General features: G+C 39.0%; 20 protein-coding genes, 1 other RNA gene and 1 other annotated feature. Of the genes, 15 read left to right on the top strand and 6 right to left on the bottom strand.

All coding sequences use genetic code 11. The features are described 5' to 3' along the window. Positions 1-8: 8 nt before the first annotated feature. Positions 9-1,487, bottom strand: a complete 1,479-nt coding sequence (locus JZO83_RS11565) for a sucrose-6-phosphate hydrolase (protein ID WP_207115831.1) — start codon at positions 1,485-1,487, stop codon at positions 9-11. A 234-nt stretch (positions 1,488-1,721) separates the two neighbouring features. Between JZO83_RS11565 and JZO83_RS11560 the strand changes: the two genes are divergently transcribed. Further along, a complete protein-coding gene (locus JZO83_RS11560) occupies positions 1,722-3,674 on the top strand; it encodes a sucrose-specific PTS transporter subunit IIBC (protein ID WP_206856308.1) in 1,953 nt (650 codons plus the stop codon). Between the two features lie 49 nt (positions 3,675-3,723). Here the strand turns inward: JZO83_RS11560 and JZO83_RS11555 are convergent, their stop codons facing one another. From JZO83_RS11555 to JZO83_RS11540, 4 genes are all read right to left on the bottom strand, one after another. Further along, complete coding sequence (locus JZO83_RS11555; RefSeq protein ID WP_206856310.1) at positions 3,724-4,197, bottom strand: universal stress protein; 474 nt, start codon at positions 4,195-4,197, stop codon at positions 3,724-3,726. A 71-nt stretch (positions 4,198-4,268) separates the two neighbouring features. After that, complete coding sequence (locus JZO83_RS11550) at positions 4,269-4,556, bottom strand: hypothetical protein (RefSeq protein ID WP_207115830.1); 288 nt, start codon at positions 4,554-4,556, stop codon at positions 4,269-4,271. Between the two features lie 92 nt (positions 4,557-4,648). Continuing rightward, positions 4,649-4,843: non-coding RNA, 6S RNA (gene ssrS / locus JZO83_RS11545), on the bottom strand. A 77-nt stretch (positions 4,844-4,920) separates the two neighbouring features. Further along, positions 4,921-6,201, bottom strand: coding sequence for a replication-associated recombination protein A (locus JZO83_RS11540; protein WP_207115829.1), 1,281 nt, complete (start codon positions 6,199-6,201; stop codon positions 4,921-4,923). 206 nt (positions 6,202-6,407) lie between these two features. Between JZO83_RS11540 and JZO83_RS11535 the strand changes: the two genes are divergently transcribed. From JZO83_RS11535 to JZO83_RS11495, 9 genes are all read left to right on the top strand, one after another. Continuing rightward, positions 6,408-7,076 carry a DNA-3-methyladenine glycosylase gene (locus JZO83_RS11535; protein ID WP_207115828.1) on the top strand — a complete coding sequence of 223 codons (669 nt, stop codon included), beginning with the start codon at positions 6,408-6,410 and terminating at the stop codon, positions 7,074-7,076. Further along, on the top strand, positions 7,045-7,533 hold the full coding sequence (locus JZO83_RS11530; protein ID WP_206856318.1) for a DUF3013 family protein: 489 nt from the start codon (positions 7,045-7,047) through the stop codon (positions 7,531-7,533). The genes JZO83_RS11535 and JZO83_RS11530 overlap by 32 nt, the downstream gene beginning before the upstream one ends. Positions 7,534-7,545: 12 nt before the next feature. Further along, positions 7,546-8,493: a 50S ribosomal protein L11 methyltransferase gene (gene prmA / locus JZO83_RS11525; protein ID WP_207115827.1), complete on the top strand. Its 948-nt coding sequence runs from the start codon at positions 7,546-7,548 to the stop codon at positions 8,491-8,493. After that, complete coding sequence (locus JZO83_RS11520) at positions 8,494-9,258, top strand: 16S rRNA (uracil(1498)-N(3))-methyltransferase (RefSeq protein ID WP_207115826.1); 765 nt, start codon at positions 8,494-8,496, stop codon at positions 9,256-9,258. It abuts the gene before it with no gap. A gap of 237 nt (positions 9,259-9,495) precedes the next feature. Then, positions 9,496-11,709, top strand: a complete 2,214-nt coding sequence (locus tag JZO83_RS11515; protein ID WP_207115825.1) for a bifunctional (p)ppGpp synthetase/guanosine-3',5'-bis(diphosphate) 3'-pyrophosphohydrolase — start codon at positions 9,496-9,498, stop codon at positions 11,707-11,709. A gap of 11 nt (positions 11,710-11,720) precedes the next feature. After that, positions 11,721-12,167 (top strand): D-aminoacyl-tRNA deacylase, encoded by a 447-nt coding sequence (gene dtd / locus JZO83_RS11510; protein ID WP_207115824.1) that lies wholly within the window; start codon positions 11,721-11,723, stop codon positions 12,165-12,167. Positions 12,168-12,320: 153 nt separating this feature from the next. Continuing rightward, positions 12,321-13,151 (top strand): prenyltransferase, encoded by an 831-nt coding sequence (locus tag JZO83_RS11505; RefSeq protein ID WP_207115823.1) that lies wholly within the window; start codon positions 12,321-12,323, stop codon positions 13,149-13,151. A gap of 137 nt (positions 13,152-13,288) precedes the next feature. Beyond that, positions 13,289-14,548 (top strand): cytochrome P450, encoded by a 1,260-nt coding sequence (locus tag JZO83_RS11500; RefSeq protein ID WP_207115822.1) that lies wholly within the window; start codon positions 13,289-13,291, stop codon positions 14,546-14,548. A gap of 215 nt (positions 14,549-14,763) precedes the next feature. Continuing rightward, positions 14,764-14,934 carry a DUF6290 family protein gene (locus tag JZO83_RS11495; protein ID WP_242542626.1) on the top strand — a complete coding sequence of 57 codons (171 nt, stop codon included), beginning with the start codon at positions 14,764-14,766 and terminating at the stop codon, positions 14,932-14,934. Between the two features lie 62 nt (positions 14,935-14,996). Here JZO83_RS11495 and JZO83_RS11490 read toward each other — a convergent pair whose 3' ends face one another. Then, the gene (locus JZO83_RS11490) at positions 14,997-15,947 is read right to left on the bottom strand and encodes an aldo/keto reductase (RefSeq protein ID WP_207115821.1); all 951 of its coding nucleotides are present in this window, start codon (positions 15,945-15,947) and stop codon (positions 14,997-14,999) included. A 130-nt stretch (positions 15,948-16,077) separates the two neighbouring features. After that, positions 16,078-16,289 (top strand) — a binding site (T-box leader). A gap of 65 nt (positions 16,290-16,354) precedes the next feature. Between JZO83_RS11490 and hisS the strand changes: the two genes are divergently transcribed. From hisS to JZO83_RS11465, 5 genes are all read left to right on the top strand, one after another. After that, on the top strand, positions 16,355-17,662 hold the full coding sequence (gene hisS / locus JZO83_RS11485; RefSeq protein ID WP_207115820.1) for a histidine--tRNA ligase: 1,308 nt from the start codon (positions 16,355-16,357) through the stop codon (positions 17,660-17,662). Then, the gene (aspS, locus tag JZO83_RS11480; protein WP_207115819.1) at positions 17,662-19,428 is read left to right on the top strand and encodes an aspartate--tRNA ligase; all 1,767 of its coding nucleotides are present in this window, start codon (positions 17,662-17,664) and stop codon (positions 19,426-19,428) included. The genes hisS and aspS overlap by 1 nt, the downstream gene beginning before the upstream one ends. Before the next feature lie 206 nt (positions 19,429-19,634). After that, positions 19,635-20,510: a YitT family protein gene (locus JZO83_RS11475; RefSeq protein ID WP_206856343.1), complete on the top strand. Its 876-nt coding sequence runs from the start codon at positions 19,635-19,637 to the stop codon at positions 20,508-20,510. Positions 20,511-20,785: 275 nt separating this feature from the next. Beyond that, positions 20,786-21,064 (top strand): hypothetical protein, encoded by a 279-nt coding sequence (locus JZO83_RS11470; protein WP_206856346.1) that lies wholly within the window; start codon positions 20,786-20,788, stop codon positions 21,062-21,064. Positions 21,065-21,727: 663 nt separating this feature from the next. Continuing rightward, positions 21,728-22,672, top strand: coding sequence for a helix-turn-helix domain-containing protein (locus JZO83_RS11465; RefSeq protein ID WP_207115818.1), 945 nt, complete (start codon positions 21,728-21,730; stop codon positions 22,670-22,672). The last annotated feature ends 212 nt before the right edge of the window (positions 22,673-22,884 follow it).

Raw genomic sequence — 22,884 nt, 5'->3', positions numbered from 1 at the left:
CTTATCCTCTATTCATTCATTTTACGTAACTTCCAAAGCGACCCTGAGAAGGCTTCATCACATTCAATCCAGAGTGTGGTTTGTTCACTTGAAGGGAAAATGCGGGCACTAGCCGTTTGTTTACCGTCATTGACAAAGATTTCGACTACGGAAGTATCGACAAAGATTTGTAAAGACAAAGGTTCTTGCGTAATTGTAAATTCCCTTGTCACACCAAAGTCTTCTGCAAATACTTCTCCTGATAAGCTACGATCTATTTTCATTTTACCATGACTGCGATCGAAAGAGAGGATAAAACCGTTATTTTGCGTAGAATCACTGCACAAATAAATCTCTCCAGTTTGGTTCTCTTTAAAATCTAAATTGAGTTCGTAGCGATTCTGTCCAGCGTCAATCTTTGAGGTTGATTGGTTTAAGAAAATCGGCGAATCAATGCGTAATTGCTTCATTTCTTTGACGGGTCTTTGATGAAGAATCCCATGTTCAATTGTCAACTCTTTAACGATGCTAAGACAATGGGCCCAACCGAATGAGTCAGTCGGATAATTGATTTCAGGTAACCCAATCCAACTAATAGCCAAGGCACGACCATCAGGAGCGTTGAATGCTTGAGTAGCATAAAGATCAAAGCCTTCGTCAAGATTTTTAAGGTCTGAAGGTCGCGTTAGCTGATTCGTTTCAATGTCATAGGCTTCTCCAATGACGTAAGTATTCGGATAAATATTTTGATAGTCCAAACTAGAATGTACTAAGCCTTGTGGGCAAAAGAGTAATAGTGGTTTTCCGACAATGAATACTAAATTCGGGCACTCAATCATAAATCCCATTGATTGTTGAGTAAACTGTAAAGGACCTGCGTAAGACCAAGTGTCTAAATCAGGACTACGATAAACTAAAATTTCTCCTTGTTCGTTTTGATTTTGTGCACCTATCAATAACAAATATTCATTTTTAAAAAAAATTACTTGAGGATCTCGAAATTCTTGTGTATAGCCGAAAGGTGGCTCAGAAATCAGCGGGTTGGTTAATTTTACGATTTCTCCATCAGGTTGCATCCATGCCCCTAACTGATACGAAGTGCGTGTCCAATTTTCATCACGGACATTTCCTGTATAGGCCAAAAATAATTTGTCGTTAACCGGAAGTGCTGAACCGGAATAGACGCCATGACTATCAAATGGAGTACTTGGTAGAAGCTTCAATCCTTCTTCATGCCAGTCCACTAAATTTTCAGAAGTCAAGTGATACCAAGACTTTAAGCCATGAACTGCTCCCATCGGGTAAGTTTGATAAAATAAGTGCCATTTGCCATTAAAGAAAGAAAAGCCATTTGGATCATTCAATAGACCAGTAGGTGGTTGAATGTGGTAATCCAAACGCCAAGGAGAACGAACTATTTGTTCCTTTAATATTGTTTGATAATCTTGAGGCCATGCTTCATAAGCTTGATAACGTAGTTGACGTGTCCAATTAAAATTGTTATTCATAAGTACAACTCCTTGTAAACGTATTCTTTCATAGGATAGCCCCAAATACCTGAAATGTCAAACGTATATCATTTGTTGATTATTTATATTTCTATTTATTATTTATATTAAGGCAAAAAAAGAAAAATAAAATTGATAAACGTTTGACATTTTTCGTAAGTCGTGACATACTCTTCCTATAAAAAGCGGTTACAAAAAAGATTTTATTTTTAGATCATACAAGGGAGGATAAAAATGGATTATAAAAAAGTAGCAAAAGAAATTGTTGATGCACTCGGAGAAAACAATATTCAAGCAGCAGCACATTGTGCAACACGTTTGCGTTTAGTATTAAAAGATCAAACAAAAGTAAATCAAAAGGCATTGGATGCTATTGATGAAGTAAAGGGGACCTTTGAAGCGAATCATCAATTTCAAATTATTATAGGTGCAGGTGATGTGAACAATGTTTATGATGAGCTGATACAGCTGACAGGTACAAAAGAGGCTTCGACTGCTGATTTGAAAGCGGTAGCACAATCAGGACAGAAAACAAATCCTTTCATGGCTTTGATCAAAGTATTATCGGATATTTTCGTCCCAATTGTTCCTGCTTTAGTTGCTGGCGGGTTACTAATGGCAATCAATAATGTTTTGACTGCACAAGATTTATTTGGTCCTCAATCAGTCATTGAGCTTTATCCCGGATTGAAAGATGTGACTGGTATTATTAATTTATTAGCTTCTGCACCATTCGCATTTCTCCCAATCTTAGTGGGTTTTTCAGCGACCCGAAGATTTGGCGGTAATCCTTATTTAGGGGCAGCGATGGCAATGGCAATGGTCATGCCAGAACTAGTTAACGGATACAGTGTAGCAAATGCTGTGGCAGAAGGAACAATGCCGTATTGGAATATTTTTGGCTTAAACATTGCTCAAGCAGGGTATCAAGGATCAGTTTTACCGGTTTTAGCAGTTTCGTGGATTTTAGCAACTTTAGAAAAATTTTTCCATAAACGGTTACTTAACGCATTTGATTATACATTTACACCGATGCTAGCCATTATTATTACCGGTTTTTTGACATTTGTTGTGGTTGGTCCAGTGATGCAAACAGTTGGAGATAGCTTAACAGCAGGATTGAGTTGGTTGTACCAAACAACTGGGGCAGTTGGCTTAGGCATTTTTGGTTTATTCTATTCACCAATAGTGATCACTGGTCTTCATCAAAGTTTTCCAGCGATTGAAACATCTTTATTGGCTGATGTGGCTCGCACGGGGGGAACGTTTATTTTCCCAGTTGCTTCAATGGCGAATGTGGGGCAAGGTGCAGCAACGCTTGCAATCATGTTATTGACTAAAAATGCAAAGCAAAAAAGTTTAGCTACTTCAGCTAGTATCTCAGCTTTATTAGGAATTACAGAACCAGCAATTTTTGGTGTCAATCTTAAATTAAAGTTTCCTTTTATTTGTGGAATGATTGCAGCAGGTGTTTCTTCCATGTTCATCGGGTTTTTCCATGTACTGGCTATTGCATTAGGTCCTGCCAGTGTCATCGGATTTATTTCAATTACACCTAATCAAATTCCTTTTTTTATGGTGGGAATCCTAATTAGTTTACTTGTTGGTTTTACTACGACGTATTTTTATGGAAAAAAACACACATATCTGTTTGCTGATGAAGAACAGGAAACAGCAACTGATAAACCGACTGTTACCAAAGAAAATGAACAAGTAGTCGAAGAGGTCATCGTAGCTCCTGTTTCTGGTGAGATTGTACCTCTGCAAGCAGTAAATGACCCTGTGTTTTCTCAAGAAATGATGGGAAAAGGAGTAGCAATCAAACCGTCGGAGGGGGTTATCTATGCACCGGCTGATGGTGAATTGACAGTTGTTTATGAATCGCAACATGCTTATGGTTTGACAACAGATACTGGCGGAGAAATTTTGATCCATGTCGGTATTGATACAGTTGAATTAAATGGTCAAGGATTTTCGACAGAATTTCAGGTAGGGGACAAGGTGAAGAAAGGCCAGGTGTTAGGACGTTTTGATCGGCAAAAGATCAAGCAAGCCGGCTATGATGATACGGTAATGGTGATTATTACCAATTCGTTATCGTATGAATCAATTACTCCTATTGCAGAAGGCACAGTAGATAGCAAAGAAAGATTGCTCATGCTGAGTCCCAAGGTAGTAGTTGACTAATAAAAAAGCATTGAGAAATCTTTATTTCTCAATGCTTTTTGCTAAACAATCACTTATCTTCTTTTTTCGGTAATTGGTTTTCTAAGTTCGTGCGTACGACTAGGACATCACATGTTGCGTTACGGATGACATATTCTGAAACAGAACCGATAAACAGACGTTCTACGGCATTAAGTCCAGTTGCACCTAAAAGAATCAAATCTACTTCTTTTTCTTCAGGGATTTCTTTAGCGATGATATGTTTCGGCGATCCGTATTCAATCACAGTTGTTACTTGAGGTAAGCCAGCTTTTTTTGCTTTCATTTCATAATCGGCTAGTGTTTGCTTTGCCATTTCAGTTGCTTGTTCCGCTAACATGCCATCAAAGGATGAAACGGTTTGAAAAGATCGTGTGTCAATGACATGAGCTAATAAAAGCTCACTGTTATTTCTTAAAGCAACGTTTACTGCTTTTTTAAACGCTAATTCGGCTTCGGCAGAGCCGTCGACCGCTACCATGATTTTTCTATACTGTTGTAACATCGGCATTCACTCCTTTATAAAAGATACGTGGGTTACAATTCTATTGTAAAGCAATTTAAAAAAAATGAGAATTATTTACTGTCAGGTTTCGTCATTTTTTTGGCAAATCCTATACTGAAGACAGAGGCGACAACGATCACGATAACTAAGTAAAGCAATGCAAAAAAACGGTGGTTGATGCCCACGACAACGAGTCCTAATAGTCCTAAAAATGCATAGATCGATCCGAAAAGCCGAAGAAAATCTTGATTCTTTTTATTCTGCTCGATAAGAACAAAAAAGATTGGTTGTTTTTTGAATAAATAATAACTGACAAATAATAGCAATAAGGCGGCAATCGCCATCAATAAACGAATCATCGTATTCACTCCTATTTTTTTCTAAAGCTAATCATACCATAAAAGAGGCAGTACCGACGAATCGATACTGCCTCTTAAAAGTTAAAAAAATGGTAATCTCCGTTAATGCCGTTGTTTGTCCTGTAGTATTGATCCCGCGAATTCAAGCAGGTGGGTCCCATGGTCGTCGCATTGAACTACCAAATGATAAGGCATGTTACCAGCTGTGACACAAGACAGGTCCCAAGATATCAATAAAAATGTTCGGTCAACACACAAAGAGGACAATTCGAACATCACAGATTTCCCACTTCTATAGTAGCACATGGTTTCAAAAAGAGCAATGCGAGCGCTCATTAATTTTGAGCGCTTTCAGTGACAGTAGTTATTTAGACTTTTTCTGCCATTCTTTGATTCGCTGATATTGTTGACCTAATGCTTGTTCATATTTTCCTGTATTTTTTGGTTGATAATACTGTGTATGTTTCAATTTGTCAGGTAAATACTGTTGATCGACCCAAGCATTTTCGTAGTTATGCGGGTATTGATAGCCTACGCCTCGATTCAATGCCTTAGCACCTTGATAATGACTGTCTTTCAAATGATCAGGTACTTCGCCTGCTTTCCCTGCTCGGATGTCTGCGATTGCTGTATCCAATGCAATGTAAGCAGAATTGGATTTTGGCGAAAGACATAAATCGACGACGGCATCTGCTAAAGGAATGCGTCCTTCTGGCAAACCTAAACGTTCGGCAGCTAGAACAGCGTTAACCGTTCGAGCCGCAGCAGCAGGGTTGCCTAAACCAATATCTTCATACCCAATCACCATCAAACGTCGACAAATACTTGCTAAATCGCCAGCTTCGACTAATCGCGCCAAGTAGTGTAGTGCCGCATCGACATCACTCCCACGAATGGATTTTTGAAATGCGGAAATGACATCGTAATGGGCATCACCATTTTTATCATGGGTCAAGGCTTTTCGCTGGATGCATTCTTCAATAATGGAGAGTGTCAGATGGATCGTGCCGTCTTCTTGCTTTTTAGTGGAACGGACAGCAAGCTCTAACCCATTGAGTGCGCTTCTTAAATCACCGTTAGTTGCACGAGATAAATGGAGCATGGCATTATCGTCTAATTCGATCGGCGTTTCACCTAAGCCATTTTCTTTGTCGGACAAGGCGCGATGAATCGCTGATTGGATATCTTCTTCGTCTAAGGGTTTTACTTCAAAAATCTGTGTTCGACTGCGAATCGCAGGGTTGATTGTGATATACGGATTTTCAGTTGTTGCACCGATCAAGATGATTCGGCCATTTTCCAAATGTGGCAGCAAGAAATCTTGTTTTGTTTTATCTAGGCGATGAACTTCATCAAGTAAAAGAATGACCGTACCGCTCATTCTAGCTTCTTCAGCGACGACTTGCAGATCTTTTTTTGAGTCAGTCGCTGCATTCAACATCCGAAAAGCAAAATTAGTTGAGCCAGCAATCGCACTAGCGATACTTGTTTTCCCTGTGCCGGGGGGACCATATAAAATCATGGAAGATAACATTTCTGCATCAACCATGCGGCGAATGATCTTACCTTCACCAACTAAATGGCGTTGGCCAACGACTTCATCGATATTTTTCGGACGTATCCGATAGGCTAATGGTTGTTGCATCAGTTTGCCTCCTTTGGATTTTTCGTTCGTTTATTATAACATATTTCGTAGGATAAAGGGTCGATGAAGGCGGGAGATTAGTCAGAATATGGAAAGAAACTAGAAATAGTTTTCGCTAGTTTAGCAAGGGAAATCGTCAACTTGTTGACCCGCTTTTTTCATAGCTTCTTTGACTAATATTGTGTATGATAAAGGTGGTGAAGCAAATGACAAATCAAAAACAATTAGATGAACTTTTATTAAATAAAACAACGGCTGAAGTTGCGAAAGATCTACTAGGAATGTATTTGGAATATGACACGCCAAATGGACACTTAGGTGGATATATCGTAGATGCAGAAGCTTATTTAGGACCGGAAGATTTGGCCGCTCATAGTTATGGAATGCGGCGTACGCCTCGAGTGCGTGCCATGTATGAAGAACCAGGAACGATTTATCTGTACACGATGCACACCCACTTGATCTTAAATATCATCACACAACCTGAAGGAGTACCACAAGGAGTGATGATCCGAGCGATCGAGCCGGTGGAAGGGATCGAGCAAATGAGTCTGAATCGCAAAGGGAAGGCAGGACCTGAGATTAGTAATGGACCGGGTAAGCTAGTAGCGGCTTTAGGTCTATCACCAGAGTTATATGGACAGTCGATTCGTGATAGCTCGTTGCGGTTCGTTTTTGAGAAAAAACGGACACCAAAAAAAATCTTAGCGTTACCAAGGATCGGTATACCGAATAAAGGAGAATGGACGGAAATGCCTCTGCGGTTTGTAGTTGCTGGAAATCCATATCTTTCGTTACAAAAAAAGAACCAAGTCGATGAAGACTGGGGTTGGAGGAAACAAAATGAAGAAAACAACCATATTGGACTATCTTGATGCAGCAATCGAAAAGAAAATCACAGACTATGATGTGGCGTTAGATTGGGATACAAAAAACCATACGATCGAAGTCGTTGTCCGTTTATTTGCGGAAAATCAAGCACACTTTGAACTAGATGATGCCGAAGGTGTGGTCTCAGAGGAAGATATTATTGAATTTGAAGATGGTGTCTTGTTATTCAACCCTGATAAATCAACATTTGATGAGCAAGATTATCTGGCGGCGATTCCTTATGAAGGTAAGAAAGGGTTAACAACTTCCGTAGCCGATGCATTGATCGACTACCTGAATGATGTTTTAGCACAAGGTCAAAGTGATCTGTTAGATTTTTTAGATGCAGAAGACGATTCAGCTGTCTTTGAATTGAAATGGGACAACCATGTATTCGCACGTTTAGTCGAAGAAAAACAACAAAATGGTAAAGAGGTATATTTGCCTTATCCTAGCTATTAAGGAGCAACGTATATGAAATGGAATGAAGTCAAAATCGAGACGGCAAGTGAAGCAGTCGAAGCAGTCGCAAACATTTTAATGGAAGCAGGTGCGAGTGGTGTCGCAATCGAAGATTCATTAGATGTCGAAAACTTTAAATCTGATCCTTACGGGGAAATCTTAACAAAAGAAGATTTTACAACAATCGAAGAAGGGGCCATTGTCATGGCTTATTTTCCAGAAACGATCTTTTTACCAGAAATATTGCCTTTTATCAAAGAGCGTGTTACAAAATTGCCAGAGTTTGGTTTAGCGATCGGCAAGAACATCGTCACAGTAAGCGAAGTGGAAGAAAGCAATTGGGCAACTGCTTGGAAAAAATATTATCATCCGGTACGGATCACACGTCTACTAACTGTCGTACCAAGTTGGGAAAGTTATCAAACAAATGATCCATTAGAAAAAATCATCACATTAGATCCAGGGATGGCATTTGGCACGGGTACACACCCAACAACTTCTTTAACACTACAAGCCTTGGAGTCGACTTTACGCGGCGGAGAAAGGCTTTTAGATGTTGGGACAGGTTCAGGGGTGTTGAGTATTGCAGCGAAACATCTTGGGGCAAAAGAGGTCTACGCCTATGATCTGGATGAAGTAGCGGTTCGTTCAGCGAAAGAAAATATGGATCTAAATGAAGTAGCAAAAGATGTCCATGTGGCAGCAAATGATCTATTGAAAGGAATCGAGATCGAAAGTGATGTGATCGTGGCCAATATTCTGGCAGATATCATTTTATTGATGATCCCTGATGCGTGGCGTTTACTCAAACAAACTGGCACATTGATCGTTTCTGGAATCATTGAAGAGAAAAAAGAGATGGTTCTTGCGGCGATGGAAGAACAAGGGTTTGTCGTTGATCAAGTGTTCCAACAAAAAGATTGGTATGCCATTATGCTAAAAAAACCTGAGGTGGATTAAATGCAACGATATTTTCTAGATGAACCTTATCGCCCACAAGAACGTTATGTATTAGAAGGCGAAGCCTATCATCATATGGCAAGAGTCATGCGAATGGCAGCGAAAGATCACGTCTATTTAGCATTTAACGACCAAATCGCGATCGTTGCGGAAATCACTGAAATGACCGAAAAAGAAGTCTTCTTAGTCGAAGTGGCAAAAGAAAGTGTTCAAAAAGAATTGCCATGTAACATCACGATTGCTAGCGGTTATCCTAAAGGGGACAAGTTAGATTGGATCGTACAAAAAGGGACGGAATTAGGCGCTCATGCGTTTGTAGGATTCCCTGCTGCTGCTTCTGTTGTGAAATGGGATGCAAAAAAACGGAAGAAGCGCCAAGAACGGTTAGCTAAGATTGCGCAAGAAGCGGCGGAACAGTCGCATCGGCAAGTGGTACCGCAAGTGACATTGATGGAAACAGAGAAAGAATTTTATGCCAGTCTCACTTCTTATGATGTCCTTTTGATTGCGTATGAAGAATCAGCAAAACAAGGAGAAGCTGCTAATTTAGTGAAGATACTCCAATCTGTTATGCCAGGTACTCGAATCCTCGCAGTGTTTGGACCAGAAGGCGGACTTTCCGCAAAAGAAGTTGCCTATTTCGAAGAACAAGGTGGTATTCTTTGTGGTCTAGGTCCAAGAATCCTACGAACGGAAACTGCGCCATTGTATTTGTTAAGTGCGGCGAGTTTTCAATTAGAACTACAAGCCTCACAAGAAAAATAAGTGCGCGACAATCAAAAAAGATTTTACGCATAAATGAACGAAGAACTATTTTCAATTTTTTGACCGATTACAAAAGAGTGAGCGGCTCATTCCTAGTTGAGAAGGAATTGAAAAACACTAAGACAATCGGTATAATAAGAACAATTATTTAATCCTGATCCGTAAAGGAAAAAGAGGATTTTCACGATAAAGATCGTTTCATGATTTGATCAATTAGTAGAAAGGGGGATGTTTCCCATGCCAAAAGAAGAAATATTGACGGGACCTGCTGTCATTAAGATGGTTAGCCAATACATGGGCCCTGAGCATGTTGCTTTCGTGCAAAAAGCGTGTGACTATGCGACGGCTGCACATGAAGGACAGTTTCGCAAATCAGGGGAACCTTATATCATCCATCCAATCCAAGTTGCAGGCATTCTTGCAGACTTACGGATGGACCCCCATACAGTGGCAACAGGTTTTTTACATGATGTAGTAGAAGATACAGAAGTGACCTTAGACGACTTAAAAGAAGCCTTTGGAAATGATGTCGCAATGTTAGTTGATGGTGTGACGAAGTTAGGTAAAATCAAATACAAATCCCACGAAGAACAATTAGCAGAAAATCATCGTAAAATGTTACTAGCTATGGCTCAAGATTTACGTGTAATCATGGTGAAATTAGCCGATCGTTTACATAACATGCGTACGTTGAAACATTTGCGAGAAGACAAACAGCGACGCATTGCACAAGAAACCTTAGAGATCTATGCACCGCTTGCGCATCGTTTAGGGATCAGTCGAATCAAATGGGAGTTAGAAGATACGGCATTGCGTTATCTTAATCCAAAGCAATACTACCGAATCGTTCACTTGATGCAGACAAAACGAGAAGAACGTGAAAACTATATCAGCGGAACTGTTGAGGATATTCGTTTAGCTACGGAAGAATTAGGGATTTTTGCGGAAATCTACGGCCGTCCAAAGCACATTTATTCCATTTACAGAAAGATGAAAGACCAAAAAAAGCAGTTCAATGAAATTTACGATCTACTTGCAATTCGGGTCATTGTTGATTCGATCAAAGACTGTTATGCGGTGCTAGGGGCGATCCATACGAAATGGAAACCAATGCCAGGTAGGTTCAAAGATTATATTGCCATGCCTAAAGCGAATATGTACCAATCTTTGCATACGACTGTCATCGGACCTGCAGGCAATCCTGTCGAAATCCAGATTCGTACACAGGAAATGCATGAAATCGCCGAGTTCGGGGTTGCTGCTCACTGGGCGTATAAAGAAGGTAAAGGCGATAAAGTTGAACCAGATGGGATGACGAAGCAGTTAAGTTGGTTCCATGAAATTATCGAATTGCAAGATGAAAGTTACGATGCTTCAGAATTCATGGAAGGTGTGAAAGGCGATATCTTTAGCGATAAAGTCTATGTATTCACTCCAAAAGGCGATGTCACTGAGCTTCCAAAAGGTTCAGGACCGCTAGACTTTGCTTATAGCATCCATACAGATATTGGGAACAAGACGACTGGTGCTAAAATCAACGGGAAAATGGTCCAATTAGATTACAAATTGAAAAATGGCGATATTATCGAAATCTTGACATCTCCAAATTCATTTGGTCCAAGTCGAGATTGGTTGAAGTTAGTCGCTACAAGTAAAGCTAGAAATAAAATCAAGCGTTTCTTCAAAGGACAAGATCGAGACGAGAATGTGACAAAAGGTCATGAAGCTTTAGTGAAGTGTATTACAGATCTTGGCTTTGTACCGAAGGAGATCCTTTCGAAAAGCAAATTAAACGAAGCATTAGAACGTTTGAATTTCCAAACAGAAGAAGACATGTATGCTGCGATCGGTTATGGCGAAGTGAGTCCATTGACGATGGCCAATCGCTTGACTGAAAAAGAGCGAAAAGAACAAAAAATCGAGCAACAAAAACAAGAAGCAGAAGAGCTGATGAACCAACCTAAAAAAGAGCCTGAAAAAATGAAGGTTCGTCATGAAGGTGGCGTGGTCATCCAAGGCGTTGAGAACTTGTTGATCCGAATCAGCCGTTGTTGTAATCCTGTTCCAGGTGATGATATTGTGGGCTACATTACAAAAGGACGTGGGATTTCGATCCACCGTAAAGACTGTCCAAATGTCCAACCAGATAAGCCAAATGTAGAAGAACGTTTGATTGACGTGGAATGGGAAGACACTTCAAATACGAACAAAGAGTATGATGCTGATTTGGAAATCTATGGCTACAATCGTTCGGGCATGTTAAATGACGTCTTACAGACGGTGAATGCCATGACTAAAAATCTGAACAGTGTTGAGGCACGAACGAATAAAGACAAAATGGCAACGATCCATTTAACAGTAGGGATACGGAACTTGTCTCACCTAAAAAGTATTGTCGATAAAATCAAGACCGTACCGGATGTATACAGTGTACGCCGGATGAATGGCTAGGAGGTAGAATTTTGCGCGCAGTGATCCAACGAGTAAGTCAAGCGGCTGTATCGATCGATGAGCAGGAAGTTGGTCGTATCAATCATGGTTTGTTGATTTTACTAGGTGTTCATGAAACAGATACGCAAACAGATGTGGATTATCTGATCAAAAAAATCGCCCAGATGCGTATTTTTGAAGATGAACAAGGGAAAATGAATCTAAGTATTGAAGATGTCAAAGGTGCTCTGTTGAGTATTTCTCAGTTCACGCTTTTTGCAGATACAAAAAAGGGCAATCGCCCAAGTTTTATCGCAGCGGCTCGCCCGGAAACAGCGATTCCTTTATACGAAGCCTTTAATGATGGGCTAAGACAACGAGGAATCACAGTGGAAACAGGCGAATTTGGCACAGATATGGCTGTGTCTCTGGTCAATGATGGGCCAGTGACGATCATCATCGATTCTCAAAACAAATGATTTTTATAAAAAGAACAAGCCTGATTTTGATGGAATATTTCAAAATCAGGCTTATTTTTGTTTGCTATGTTCTCAATTTAAGAATGCGCTTTCTGTTTTTGTTCGTCAGGAGTACGTAGATAAGTTAAAATAGAGGATAGGAGGTGCTTGCCAATGGCTAATAAGAATCAAGCAACGATAGACGAAATCCTTTCTCATCGCTACGATAATGGCTTTGATTACTGGGCAACACCAGATAAAAAGTTGATCAAAGGCGCTCCTTTTACTACGTTAGAATGCCCGTTGTATCTTTTAGATGCCGGTGTTTTACCTGGAGAAAAGGTCATGCAAGAAACGGCGAATTTGATCTTTGAAACATGGCGGGAAGATGGACGGTTCAAAGTTTCGCCAAAGGGTGCGATCTACCCCTGCCATACAGCCGCTGCACTTCGAACATTGTGTTATTTGGATCATGCAACAGACAAGAGACTCAAAAAGACATTTGATTATTTTCTAGCGACTCAAGAAGATGATGGCGGATGGAAGTGCAATAAGTATAGTTATGGCAAAGGTCCTGAAACTGAATTTTCTACACCGATGACGACCTTAACAGTTTTAGATGCTTTTCGTTTCTCCGAATGGATCAACATTGATGAGCGGTTGGACCAAGCAGTGGAATTTTTATTGACTCATTGGACGATAAAAAAGCCGATTGGACCTTGCCATCATGGGATCGGGACACTATTCATGCAAGTAGCATACCCATTTAGAAGTTACAATTTATTTTATTATGTCTATGTTCTATCTTTTTACAAATATGCTAGAAAAGACGTGCGATTTAAAGAAGCACTACATTCGTTGGCTTCCCAATTAGACGAGGGAATGATTCGAGTGGAAAGAGTGGTACCTAAGTTAAGAAAATTATCTTTTTGTGAAAAAGGACAAGTGAGTGACAGAGCGACGGAACGTTATAATGAAATTTTATTTAACTTGAATGAGTCGTGAAGTAATCATTTCTTCGGGTATAGGCGGCACAAGAGGAAAAATGATCGAGTTTTGCCCCAAACACTTCTTTTGTCAGTTTTATCTGACAAGGAGTATCCTAATAATATCTAAAGTTATTTATTAGGAGGAATAAAAAGATGCAAAAAATTCCAGTGGTCGATATCAAAATGACCGAAATCAAAAAATACTATAACGAAGGCTACAAAATGCTAGGAACATTAAGAGAAGAAGCCCAATCACCTGTTGTGAAAGCAAAGATATTCAATAAGGAAGCTGTGATCATCTACGGAGAAGAGGCAGCAAGACGTTTTTATGATCCAAGAAATTTCAAAAGAGAAGGCGCAATGCCTAAAATGGTGCAAAAAACATTGTTCGGTAAAGATGGCGTACAGTCTTTAGATGGCGCGGAGCATCATCATCGTAAAGCAATTTTTATGGATTTGATGACGCCAGAGCGAATGGAAGACTATCATCAAATATTAGATCGAGTGTTGGCACATGAGTTGGAACAACAGCATGGTACCTTTGAGTTATTTGACCTGAGTAAAAAAGTACTTTTTACCGCCATTTGTGAATGGTCTGGAATCAACTTAGCGGATTATTCAGAAGAAGAGATCAACCAATTGGCAGATTATCAAATCGCCATGATCAGTGGAACAGTGACTTCGCCGATCGATCATTTTAAAGGGGTAGAGAATCGAAAAAAATCAGAAAAATGGGCGCAAGAGTTGTTAGAAGAAGCACGAGAAAATCCAATAGCCGGAAAAGAAAATGTAGCGCTCTATGCTTTTGCGAATGCGACTGACCTTAAAGGGAATCTTTTGCCTTTGGATATTGCAGCGGTGGAATTGTTGAATATCATTCGGCCGACTGTGGCATTGACAGTATGGGCAGTATTGATGGGGCATGCGCTATTCAGTCGTCCAGATATCTATCAACAACTAAAAAATGATTTTACTCAGTTACAAGATCCTTTTATTCAGGAAATGCGTCGATATTATCCATTTTTCCCCATGTTACCGGCATTTGCTTTACAAGATGTTGAAGTAGATGGCTATCGCATCCCTAAAGACAGCTGGGTGATCTTAGATTTGTATGGAACGAATCATGACGAACGAACGATTGAATCACCCGAGGCGTTTTTGATCAAACGATATATCGACAAAGCGAAAAAAATCTCCTATGAAGAAGAGTACGAAATGATTGCTCAAGGTGGCGGTGATTTCCGACGAATGCACCGATGCGCAGGTGAATGGATCACTTTGCATAGTTTGCGCGTCTTATCTGATCAATTAGTGAATCGTTTTGCCTTTTCTGTTCCAGAACAAGATTGGACGATCCCATTCAATCAATTTCCGACTTATCCGAATAGTCGAGGTTTGTTATATAAAGAATAACGTAGGTTTTCAGATTGAGCTGATCATTGAGTGAGAGATAAAATTATCATTCACTTTTCTCTCACTTTAGAATCGATTAGGTAGTGGAAGAGAAGTAGCCTCTTAGGTGATAGAGACCTTCTCTTCCGACCTCGTTCTAAAACAATACACAGAAGGGATAAAGGAATGAGCAAAATTACCATTCGGGTATCAGAGGAACAGCATGGATGTTGGCAATGGCTGATTTGAAAGGACTGACAATATCGGAATTAGCCAGCACGATGATATTAGGTACGCTAGAAAAACAAATGGACTTGGCGATCTATAATGAAGCGATGAAGGAGCATCAGAAATTTGATGAAAGTGTCTCGCATGACGAAATGAAAAAAGAGCTAGGATTATGCTGAAACATCTTGTACATAATAAAAAAACAACCACCGCATTTTCTTGCGATGGTTGTTTTTGGGTACTATTCAAACTCTCGGAATAACTGATCGATTGTTTGGGCATCTTCTAAAGATAAATGAATATCCAAAGCTTTGGCATTATCTGCGACTTGTTCTGGTTTCTTGGCACCAGGAATGACAAATGAGATACGTGGGTGCGCGATGTACCATGCTAAGACTAATTGAGCAGTTGTTGCTTGATACTTTTCAGCAATTGGTTTAAGTTGGTCGACCGCTGCAATGATACGTTCATAGCGCTCACCTTGAAAGTTTGGTTTGTTTTTTCTAGGATCATCAGCAGAAAAATGTTTCGGACTTTCTAAATCATACTTTCCTGTCAATAAACCTGAGGCAAGTGGGAAATAAGGAACAAAACCAATCGCATTGGCTTCAAGATAGGGGAATAATTCTTTTTCCGCTGTGCGATGGATCAAACTGAATTGATCCTGTACGATATCGATATAGCCCTCTTGATTGCCTTCTTTCAACTGTTCTAAAGTGAAATTCGATACACCGATTGCACGGATTTTCCCGGCCTCTTTCAGTTCGTGCAAAGCGGCAACTGCCTCGTTTTTAGGCGTCTCTTCATCTGGAAAATGGATATAAAAAATATCGATGTAATCTGTCTGCAAACGTTCTAAAGCTTCATCAACTGATTTTTTCAAAAATTCAGGAGAATTATCAAATTTTTTCGGTTGATCTGGCAAATGTGCCGCTTTGGTGGCAATGATTATGCGGGAACGATCATAAGCTGGTTCTTGCAAGACTTCTCCGATCAATTGTTCCGAACGACCTTCGCCATAAATATAAGCAGTATCGATGAGGTTCAAGCCATTATCTAAGGCGGCTCTGACAACTTCTTTTCCGGTTTCATCCGCTAATCCAGAAAAAAGATTATGCCCTCCAACTGCATTTGCACCTAAGCCGATTGCTTCGGCATATACTTGAGAATGACCAATTTTTACTTCTGACATTTTTCTACCTCCTTTTTTATTTAGTCTAAATCAAAAAGAACAAAAGCTGAATCAAAAAGACTTTGAAAAAGAAATCAGCAAGAATATACTTGACTTTAAGCTGTGTTTTTAGTAGGTTATAATTAATATTTAAATATCGATGAAAGAGCGAGTAAGTAACTAAAGGCTTTATAAGAGAGGATCGTCGTGGCTGAGAGCGATCTAAAACAAGTAGTTTCTGAAAGACACTCTGGAGATGGACGCGTGCAAAGCCGTCCCGTAGACGAGCGTTAATCGTGAGAGGAAAGAGCAATCTTTCAAATATAGGTGGTACCGTGTATGAAATAATCATTCACCCTTGTTCATGGCGAACAAGGGTGTTTTTTGTTTGCATTGACTACATAGTGTGAAGAAAAGGAGAGAAAAAGATGAACTTCCAAAGACCAAAAGGAACAAATGATATTTTACCTGGAGAATCCGAAAAATGGCAATTTGTTGAAGAAACTGCCCGTTTATTATTCAAAGATTATCAATATAATGAGATCCGCACGCCGATTTTTGAACATTACGAAGTGATCGCTCGCAGTGTAGGCGATACGACGGACATCGTTTCAAAAGAAATGTATGATTTTTACGATAAGGGCGAGCGTCATGTGACGTTACGACCAGAAGGAACTGCGCCAATCGTTCGTTCGTTTGTTGAAAACAAATTATTTGGGCCAGAATATACTAAACCTTACAAAACATTTTACATGGGACCAATGTTTCGTTATGAGCGTCCCCAAAAAGGCCGCTTACGTCAATTCCACCAAATCGGTGTAGAAGCATTTGGCTCTGAAAATCCTGCGACAGATGTTGAAAGCATGGTGATGGCGTTAGACTTCTTCAAACAACTTGGGATCAGTCAAATCCGCTTAGTGATCAACTCTTTAGGGGATCAAGAAACACGTCAAGCCTATCGCCAAGCGTTGATCGATTATCTTGTCCCATTCGAAGCTGAATTAAGTGAAGATTCACAACGCCGCTTACACGAAAATCCTTTGCGTGTATTAGACAGCAAAGATAAACGTGATCAAAAATTTGTCGTAGAAGCGCCATCGATCTTAGATTATTTAAGTGAAAAAGCCAAAGCGCATTTTGAAACAGTGATTGCCATGTTGGATGCGTTAGATGTGCCTTACGAAATCGACAGCAACATGGTTCGTGGATTGGATTATTATACGCATACGATTTTTGAAGTAATGAGTGACGCACCTAAAATGGGCGCACAAGCAACAATTTGTGCGGGAGGACGTTACGATAACTTAGTTGAAGAACTAGGCGGACCAGCGACACCTGGATTTGGTTTTGCGATGGGGATCGAACGCATTTTATTAACGATGGAAGCAGAGGAAGTCGCTGTCCCTGTACTGAATTCATTAGATGCTTATGTTGTCGCATTAGGTGAAGAAACAAATATCGAAGCATTGAAAATCGTTCAAGCAATCCGTGATTTTGGTTTTTCTGCCGATCGTGATTTCATGGGACGTAAAGCGAAAGCCCAATTTAAGACAGCAGATAAAGCCGATGCGAAGTTGGTCTTAGTGATCGGCGCCGATGAATTAGCAAATCAAACAATCAACGTCAAATCAATGGCTAATCGTACAGAGAAAAGTTATGCATTAGAAGAAATCTATAACCACTTTGACAAAGTTTATGATGAAATGACGTTATCGACTGAACAGGAGGAAAAATGATGGCACAACGAACAGTATACTGTGGACTTGTTTCAGAAAAGCAGTTAGGACAAACAGTTACATTAAAAGGCTGGGTACAAAAAAGACGTGACTTAGGTGGCGTGATCTTTATCGATCTACGTGACCGTGAAGGAATCGTTCAAATCGTCTTTAATCCAGAAATCAATAAAGAAGCATGGGAAATCGCCGATAAATGCCGTAGTGAATACGTCATTGAAGTAACTGGAACAGTCAAAAATCGTGATGAACTAGCAATCAATCCTAAAATGGCAACTGGTGAGTTTGAGATCATTGCGGATGAGATCATTATCTTGAACCAAGCTAAAACACCGCCTTTCTTGATTGAAGATGAACAAACGATCAATGATGAGATTCGCTTGAAATATCGCTATCTTGACTTACGTCGTCCAAAAATGACGAAAAACATCAAATTGCGTAACGATACAACAAAAGCGATCCGTCACTATTTGGATGACCATGATTTCTTGGATATTGAAACACCATATCTAGGTAAATCAACACCTGAAGGAGCAAGAGATTACTTAGTTCCTTCACGTATCCATGCAGGGCATTTCTACGCATTGCCACAATCACCACAACTATTCAAACAATTATTGATGAACGCTGGATTTGATCGTTACTATCAAATCGTTCGTTGCTTCCGCGATGAAGATTTACGTGGCGATCGTCAACCAGAATTTACGCAAGTCGATATCGAAACAACGTTCTTGACCGCTGAAGAAATCCAAACGTATACAGAAGGTTTGATTGCTAAAGTGATGAAAGACGTACGTGGTATCGAAGTCACTTTGCCATTCCCACGCATGACGTATGATGAAGCAATGAGTCGCTATGGAAGTGACAAACCTGATACACGTTTTGACATGGAATTGATCGACTTGAGTACTGTTGTGAAAGACGTTGAGTTTAAAGTCTTCCAAATGGCACTTGAAAATGGCGGAGTGGTCAAAGCATTGAATGCGAAAAATGCAGCAAGCAAGTATTCTCGTAAAGACCTAGACAATCTTGGCCAATATGCCACTCAGTTCGGTGCAAAAGGCTTAGCATGGTTAAAAGTGGAAGAAGATGGCTTGAAAGGTCCAATCGCGAAATTCATGGGCGAAGCATCTGAAGCACTGATTGAAGCAACCAACGCTGAAGTCGGCGATATTTTATTATTTGGTGCGGATAAAGAAGAAGTCGTTGCCGCAACGCTTGGCGCGATCCGTTCCCGCTTAGGAAAAGAATTAGGCTTGATCGACGAGTCAAAATTCAATTTCTTATGGGTGACAGAATGGCCACAATTTGAATATTCAGCTGAAGAAGGCCGCTATGTTTCCGCTCACCATCCATTTACGATGCCAAAAGCATCAGATGTTGAATTATTGGCAACTGATCCAGCTAAAGTCTATGCAGAGGCATATGACATCGTCTTGAATGGCTATGAGTTAGGCGGAGGATCATTACGTATCCATACGAGAGAATTACAAGAAAAAGTATTGAAAACACTAGGATTCTCTGAAGCAGAAATGGAAGAACAATTCGGGTTCTTGTTAAGTGCGTTAGACTATGGCTTCCCACCACACGGAGGAATTGCTTTAGGACTTGATCGCTTTGTGATGTTACTTGCAGGTGAAGATAATATTCGTGAAGTGATTGCCTTCCCTAAAAATGGTAAAGCAGCCGATGTGATGAGTGATGCACCAAGCACTGTTTCTGATCTTCAATTATTTGAATTGAATATCGATGTTACAGAAGTTGAGTAACAAGCAGTAAAGTTAAATTCCTTTTTTAGAAATTTAGAGGTTGTGAAAGTGTCACAGGTAAGTCGCGATTTATTCGTGCGTGTGACGCTGACACAACCTTTTTTCTATTATTTTGGAAATTACAATCTTTTTTTCAAAGATGTCTCTTGATTAAATCTTAAAAGATCTTATAATAAGGGCATACCAGATAAAGCGAGGCTTTTCTCATGAAAAAAACTTTCGAAAATTGGGCGTATCATGACTATACGACCAAACTTTCGGTGTCGATCGTCTATGCGCTGATTGCTTCAGTCGCATTGAATTTTTTTTATCAACCAGGAAATATCTATTCAAGTGGGATAACAGGTCTTGCGCAAATCTTAACGACGCTGTCAAAATCAGTGATTGGTTTTGAGATCCCTGTTTCAACTACACTGTATTTGTTAAACATTCCATTGTTTTTTTTAGCTTGGTTCAAACTTGGAAAAAAATTCACGATTTTTACATTTATAACTGTGACCTTAACATCGCTTAGTATTCATATCATGCCACAAACGATTCTTTCGACCGATCCAATCATTTGTGCAATATTCGGTGGTGCAGTCACGGGCGTTGGGATTGGCTTAGCGTTGAAAAACGGCTTGTCTTCTGGCGGATTAGATATTGTGAGTATCACGATTCGCAAAAAAACCGGTCGATCAGTCGGTTCGATTTCCATTTATTTCAATGCGTTGATTGTTTTCGTTGCGGGCTTGCTCTTCGGTTGGCAGTATATGTTTTATAGTGCATTGTCGATTTTTGTAAGCGGCAAGGTAACCGATGTCGTCTATACAAAACAAAAAAAGATGCAAGTCATGATCGTGACAAAACATCCCGAAGCAGTGATAGAAGCAATCCAAAAATGTATGCGTCGTGGCATCACGATCATCAATGAAGCAGAAGGCGCATATAAACACGATAAACAAACGGTCCTAATGACGATCGTTACTCGCTATGAGCTTCCTTTATTACGTGAAGCAATGAAATCATCCGATCCACAAGCATTTGTCAGCATTGCGGAGAATGTCCAAATCCTCGGACGTTTTTATGAAGAGGGAATTTAGAATTTAGTAAAATAGTTAGATAAAACACAGTGGATAACTGAATGGTTATCGCTGTGTTTTTTTGTTGTTTTGTTAAATCCAAAGCACTTAAAAGTATTGGTTTATATAGTTTTTATATAATCCTATCGTCCAGATTCTAAAATTTTTAGCGGTTTTTAGTCTAAAACGACACTTTATTAGAGAGTTGTGATTATTTAAAAATAACGTGATATATTTAAGTGGAAAGTAGGAAAGACAAATTTATGGATCTTGTATAAAAGAAAGGGGACAGTATCTTGAAATTAAAAACGATTCGTTCTATCAGAATAGTCAAAGTAATACAGTTCTTCCTTAGTTGCTCAGCTGTCTACTTACTGATAAGAGGACCTAAGTATACAGTCTTGATACCATTATTATTTGGGTTTCTCTTTGAACTAACCCTTCCAAAAGAATATGGTGGAGGACTAGTTAAAAATAAAAAGAATGTATTTATTAATTCAGAAAAAATTTGGATTGAACCACTTGTTGGAATTTTACTTTTGTTTTTATTTATTATTTTTTCAACTATTATTTAATTGCCCTGGGAAGAATAAGGTGAAAAAAGGGATGTAGGAAATTTGTGTTTATTTTTTTCAACATTTAAAGAATTTCAAGCATGGCAGAGTATTTGTATATCAAAATTTCGTTATCAACATAGCTATATAAACAACATTGTTGAGCCAACAGGGTATACCCTATTGCCCAATCTTTTTGATGAAATATATATAATATTATTAGTGGCCATGTAGGTTGGGCAAAATCATTTATCGAATCATAAAATATCCAAGGTTAATTTTTTGAGAAAAAGTGTACAGAAAACATTGTTTCTAGATACTCTTTTTTTGATCAAATTTCTATGGGGATTATTCAATATCGTTTACAGAAACTTGTAACAAAATCTATGTTAGGCTAAAAATAGTAGTCATTGTATTTTAGAACAATCCATTTGAAGGGTCAGAAACTTAACAGTTTTTTGATCTGTTTATATTCCTCATTTAATAGCTCTTCCAGTAATTAACTCAGTTGAGAACAGTTGAAAATAAACATACTAGATAAAAAAGTATACTCTGTATATCAATGGGTATCTAAAATATTAATCGAAGAAAAGTATATTATTCTTGAAAAGGAGAGCTGAAATATATAAGCAGAAAAAATTTATGGTAGTATGAAGAGAGAATAAGCTATCTGGAGGGATAGATTTGCGAGATCTTCAAATAAAATTCATTACAAATACGGTTACTCGACGATGGATGCGTATTTTATCGGTAATTGAACAAGAAAAAAAATTTACAATCGCTGGTTTAGCTGAGCGTGTAGATACATCTAATCGAACTATTATAAAAGATATTGCTAAGCTAAAAAAATATTTTTTTAATATTGCTGAATTCATTCCTAAAAATACTGGATATATTTTTAAAGAAATAGATCGTGTATTGTATAGAGAAAAGAAAACACTTCTTTTGGAAGAAGAGTTATGGTTTGAAGTAATAGGTAATATATTTTGGGGAGACTTAGAAAATTTAGCTAATTTAGCTGATTACTATCATTATTCAGAGAGCCAGATACAACGCTTTTTTCTTCAAGTAGAGCCTATTTTCACAGATTATGGAATAAGATTAACACAGAATCCAGTAAACCTGACTGGAAAAGAAGTAAATATAAGAAAGTTTTTTTATGATTTTTTTTATGAGGGCGAACAAACTCCCTACACTGTATATCCTCCGGAAGGCTTGCATGAGATAGTATTATCACATCTATCAAATGATTTAGGGAATTATGAGATTGATACGGGAGCTATGGCGCAATCATTTTATTATTACTTATTCATTTCTATGATAAGAAGCTCTCAAAAACAATTTATAGAATTGCCTCAAATCGTTAGGCAGATGATATTTGATCATAAAAGGGATTTCGTATTGCTAGAGTCTCTAATACCACTTATAAAGAAAGAATATGGTATTAACTTATCAAAAGATGAAGTTATAGGAATTCACTTATTAATCGCTAGTCAACGTACCTCAGATAATTTGGTAGCTGAGAAATTATTTTATGAGCGTTTTAATCAATGGCCTCAGATTACAGTTCTAGTCAATGATTTCATTAAAGAAGAGCAAATACTGAATCAAGGAAAACAAGAGATATGAAGTGCGCCCCCTAAGTTAGACCACAAGATCTAACTTAGGGTGTATTTTAGTGACTAAATACGATTATGCATTTAAAAAACAGGTAGTTGAAGCGTATCACAGAGGCGAAGGCGGTTATAAAACATTGGCGACTCGGTATAGTATTCCATCCCACTATACGGTTGAAAAATGGATAAAGACGGTTGATACACTTGGATTTGACGCTTTGCACA

Source organism: Enterococcus sp. DIV1298c, assembly GCF_017316315.1.
Classification (GTDB): domain Bacteria; phylum Bacillota; class Bacilli; order Lactobacillales; family Enterococcaceae; genus Enterococcus_B; species Enterococcus_B mangumiae.
The sequence above is the reverse complement of the archived record's forward strand: the minus strand, read 5'-3'. Positions and strand labels throughout refer to the sequence as shown.

What these genes read in the sequence shown, in the direction of transcription:
- JZO83_RS11555 (WP_206856310.1), bottom strand. Translation starts at nt 4,197, where the DNA reads ATGTTACAACAGTATAGAAAAATCATGGTAGCGGTCGACGGCTCTGCC.
- prmA (WP_207115827.1), top strand. Translation starts at nt 7,546, where the DNA reads ATGAAATGGAATGAAGTCAAAATCGAGACGGCAAGTGAAGCAGTCGAA.
- JZO83_RS11540 (WP_207115829.1), bottom strand. Translation starts at nt 6,201, where the DNA reads ATGCAACAACCATTAGCCTATCGGATACGTCCGAAAAATATCGATGAA.
- JZO83_RS11520 (WP_207115826.1), top strand. Translation starts at nt 8,494, where the DNA reads ATGCAACGATATTTTCTAGATGAACCTTATCGCCCACAAGAACGTTAT.
- JZO83_RS11530 (WP_206856318.1), top strand. Translation starts at nt 7,045, where the DNA reads ATGAAGAAAACAACCATATTGGACTATCTTGATGCAGCAATCGAAAAG.
- JZO83_RS11495 (WP_242542626.1), top strand. Translation starts at nt 14,764, where the DNA reads ATGGCTGATTTGAAAGGACTGACAATATCGGAATTAGCCAGCACGATG.
- hisS (WP_207115820.1), top strand. Translation starts at nt 16,355, where the DNA reads ATGAACTTCCAAAGACCAAAAGGAACAAATGATATTTTACCTGGAGAA.
- aspS (WP_207115819.1), top strand. Translation starts at nt 17,662, where the DNA reads ATGGCACAACGAACAGTATACTGTGGACTTGTTTCAGAAAAGCAGTTA.
- JZO83_RS11515 (WP_207115825.1), top strand. Translation starts at nt 9,496, where the DNA reads ATGCCAAAAGAAGAAATATTGACGGGACCTGCTGTCATTAAGATGGTT.
- JZO83_RS11475 (WP_206856343.1), top strand. Translation starts at nt 19,635, where the DNA reads ATGAAAAAAACTTTCGAAAATTGGGCGTATCATGACTATACGACCAAA.
- JZO83_RS11560 (WP_206856308.1), top strand. Translation starts at nt 1,722, where the DNA reads ATGGATTATAAAAAAGTAGCAAAAGAAATTGTTGATGCACTCGGAGAA.
- JZO83_RS11505 (WP_207115823.1), top strand. Translation starts at nt 12,321, where the DNA reads ATGGCTAATAAGAATCAAGCAACGATAGACGAAATCCTTTCTCATCGC.
- JZO83_RS11535 (WP_207115828.1), top strand. Translation starts at nt 6,408, where the DNA reads ATGACAAATCAAAAACAATTAGATGAACTTTTATTAAATAAAACAACG.
- JZO83_RS11550 (WP_207115830.1), bottom strand. Translation starts at nt 4,556, where the DNA reads ATGATTCGTTTATTGATGGCGATTGCCGCCTTATTGCTATTATTTGTC.
- JZO83_RS11565 (WP_207115831.1), bottom strand. Translation starts at nt 1,487, where the DNA reads ATGAATAACAATTTTAATTGGACACGTCAACTACGTTATCAAGCTTAT.
- JZO83_RS11490 (WP_207115821.1), bottom strand. Translation starts at nt 15,947, where the DNA reads ATGTCAGAAGTAAAAATTGGTCATTCTCAAGTATATGCCGAAGCAATC.
- JZO83_RS11500 (WP_207115822.1), top strand. Translation starts at nt 13,289, where the DNA reads ATGCAAAAAATTCCAGTGGTCGATATCAAAATGACCGAAATCAAAAAA.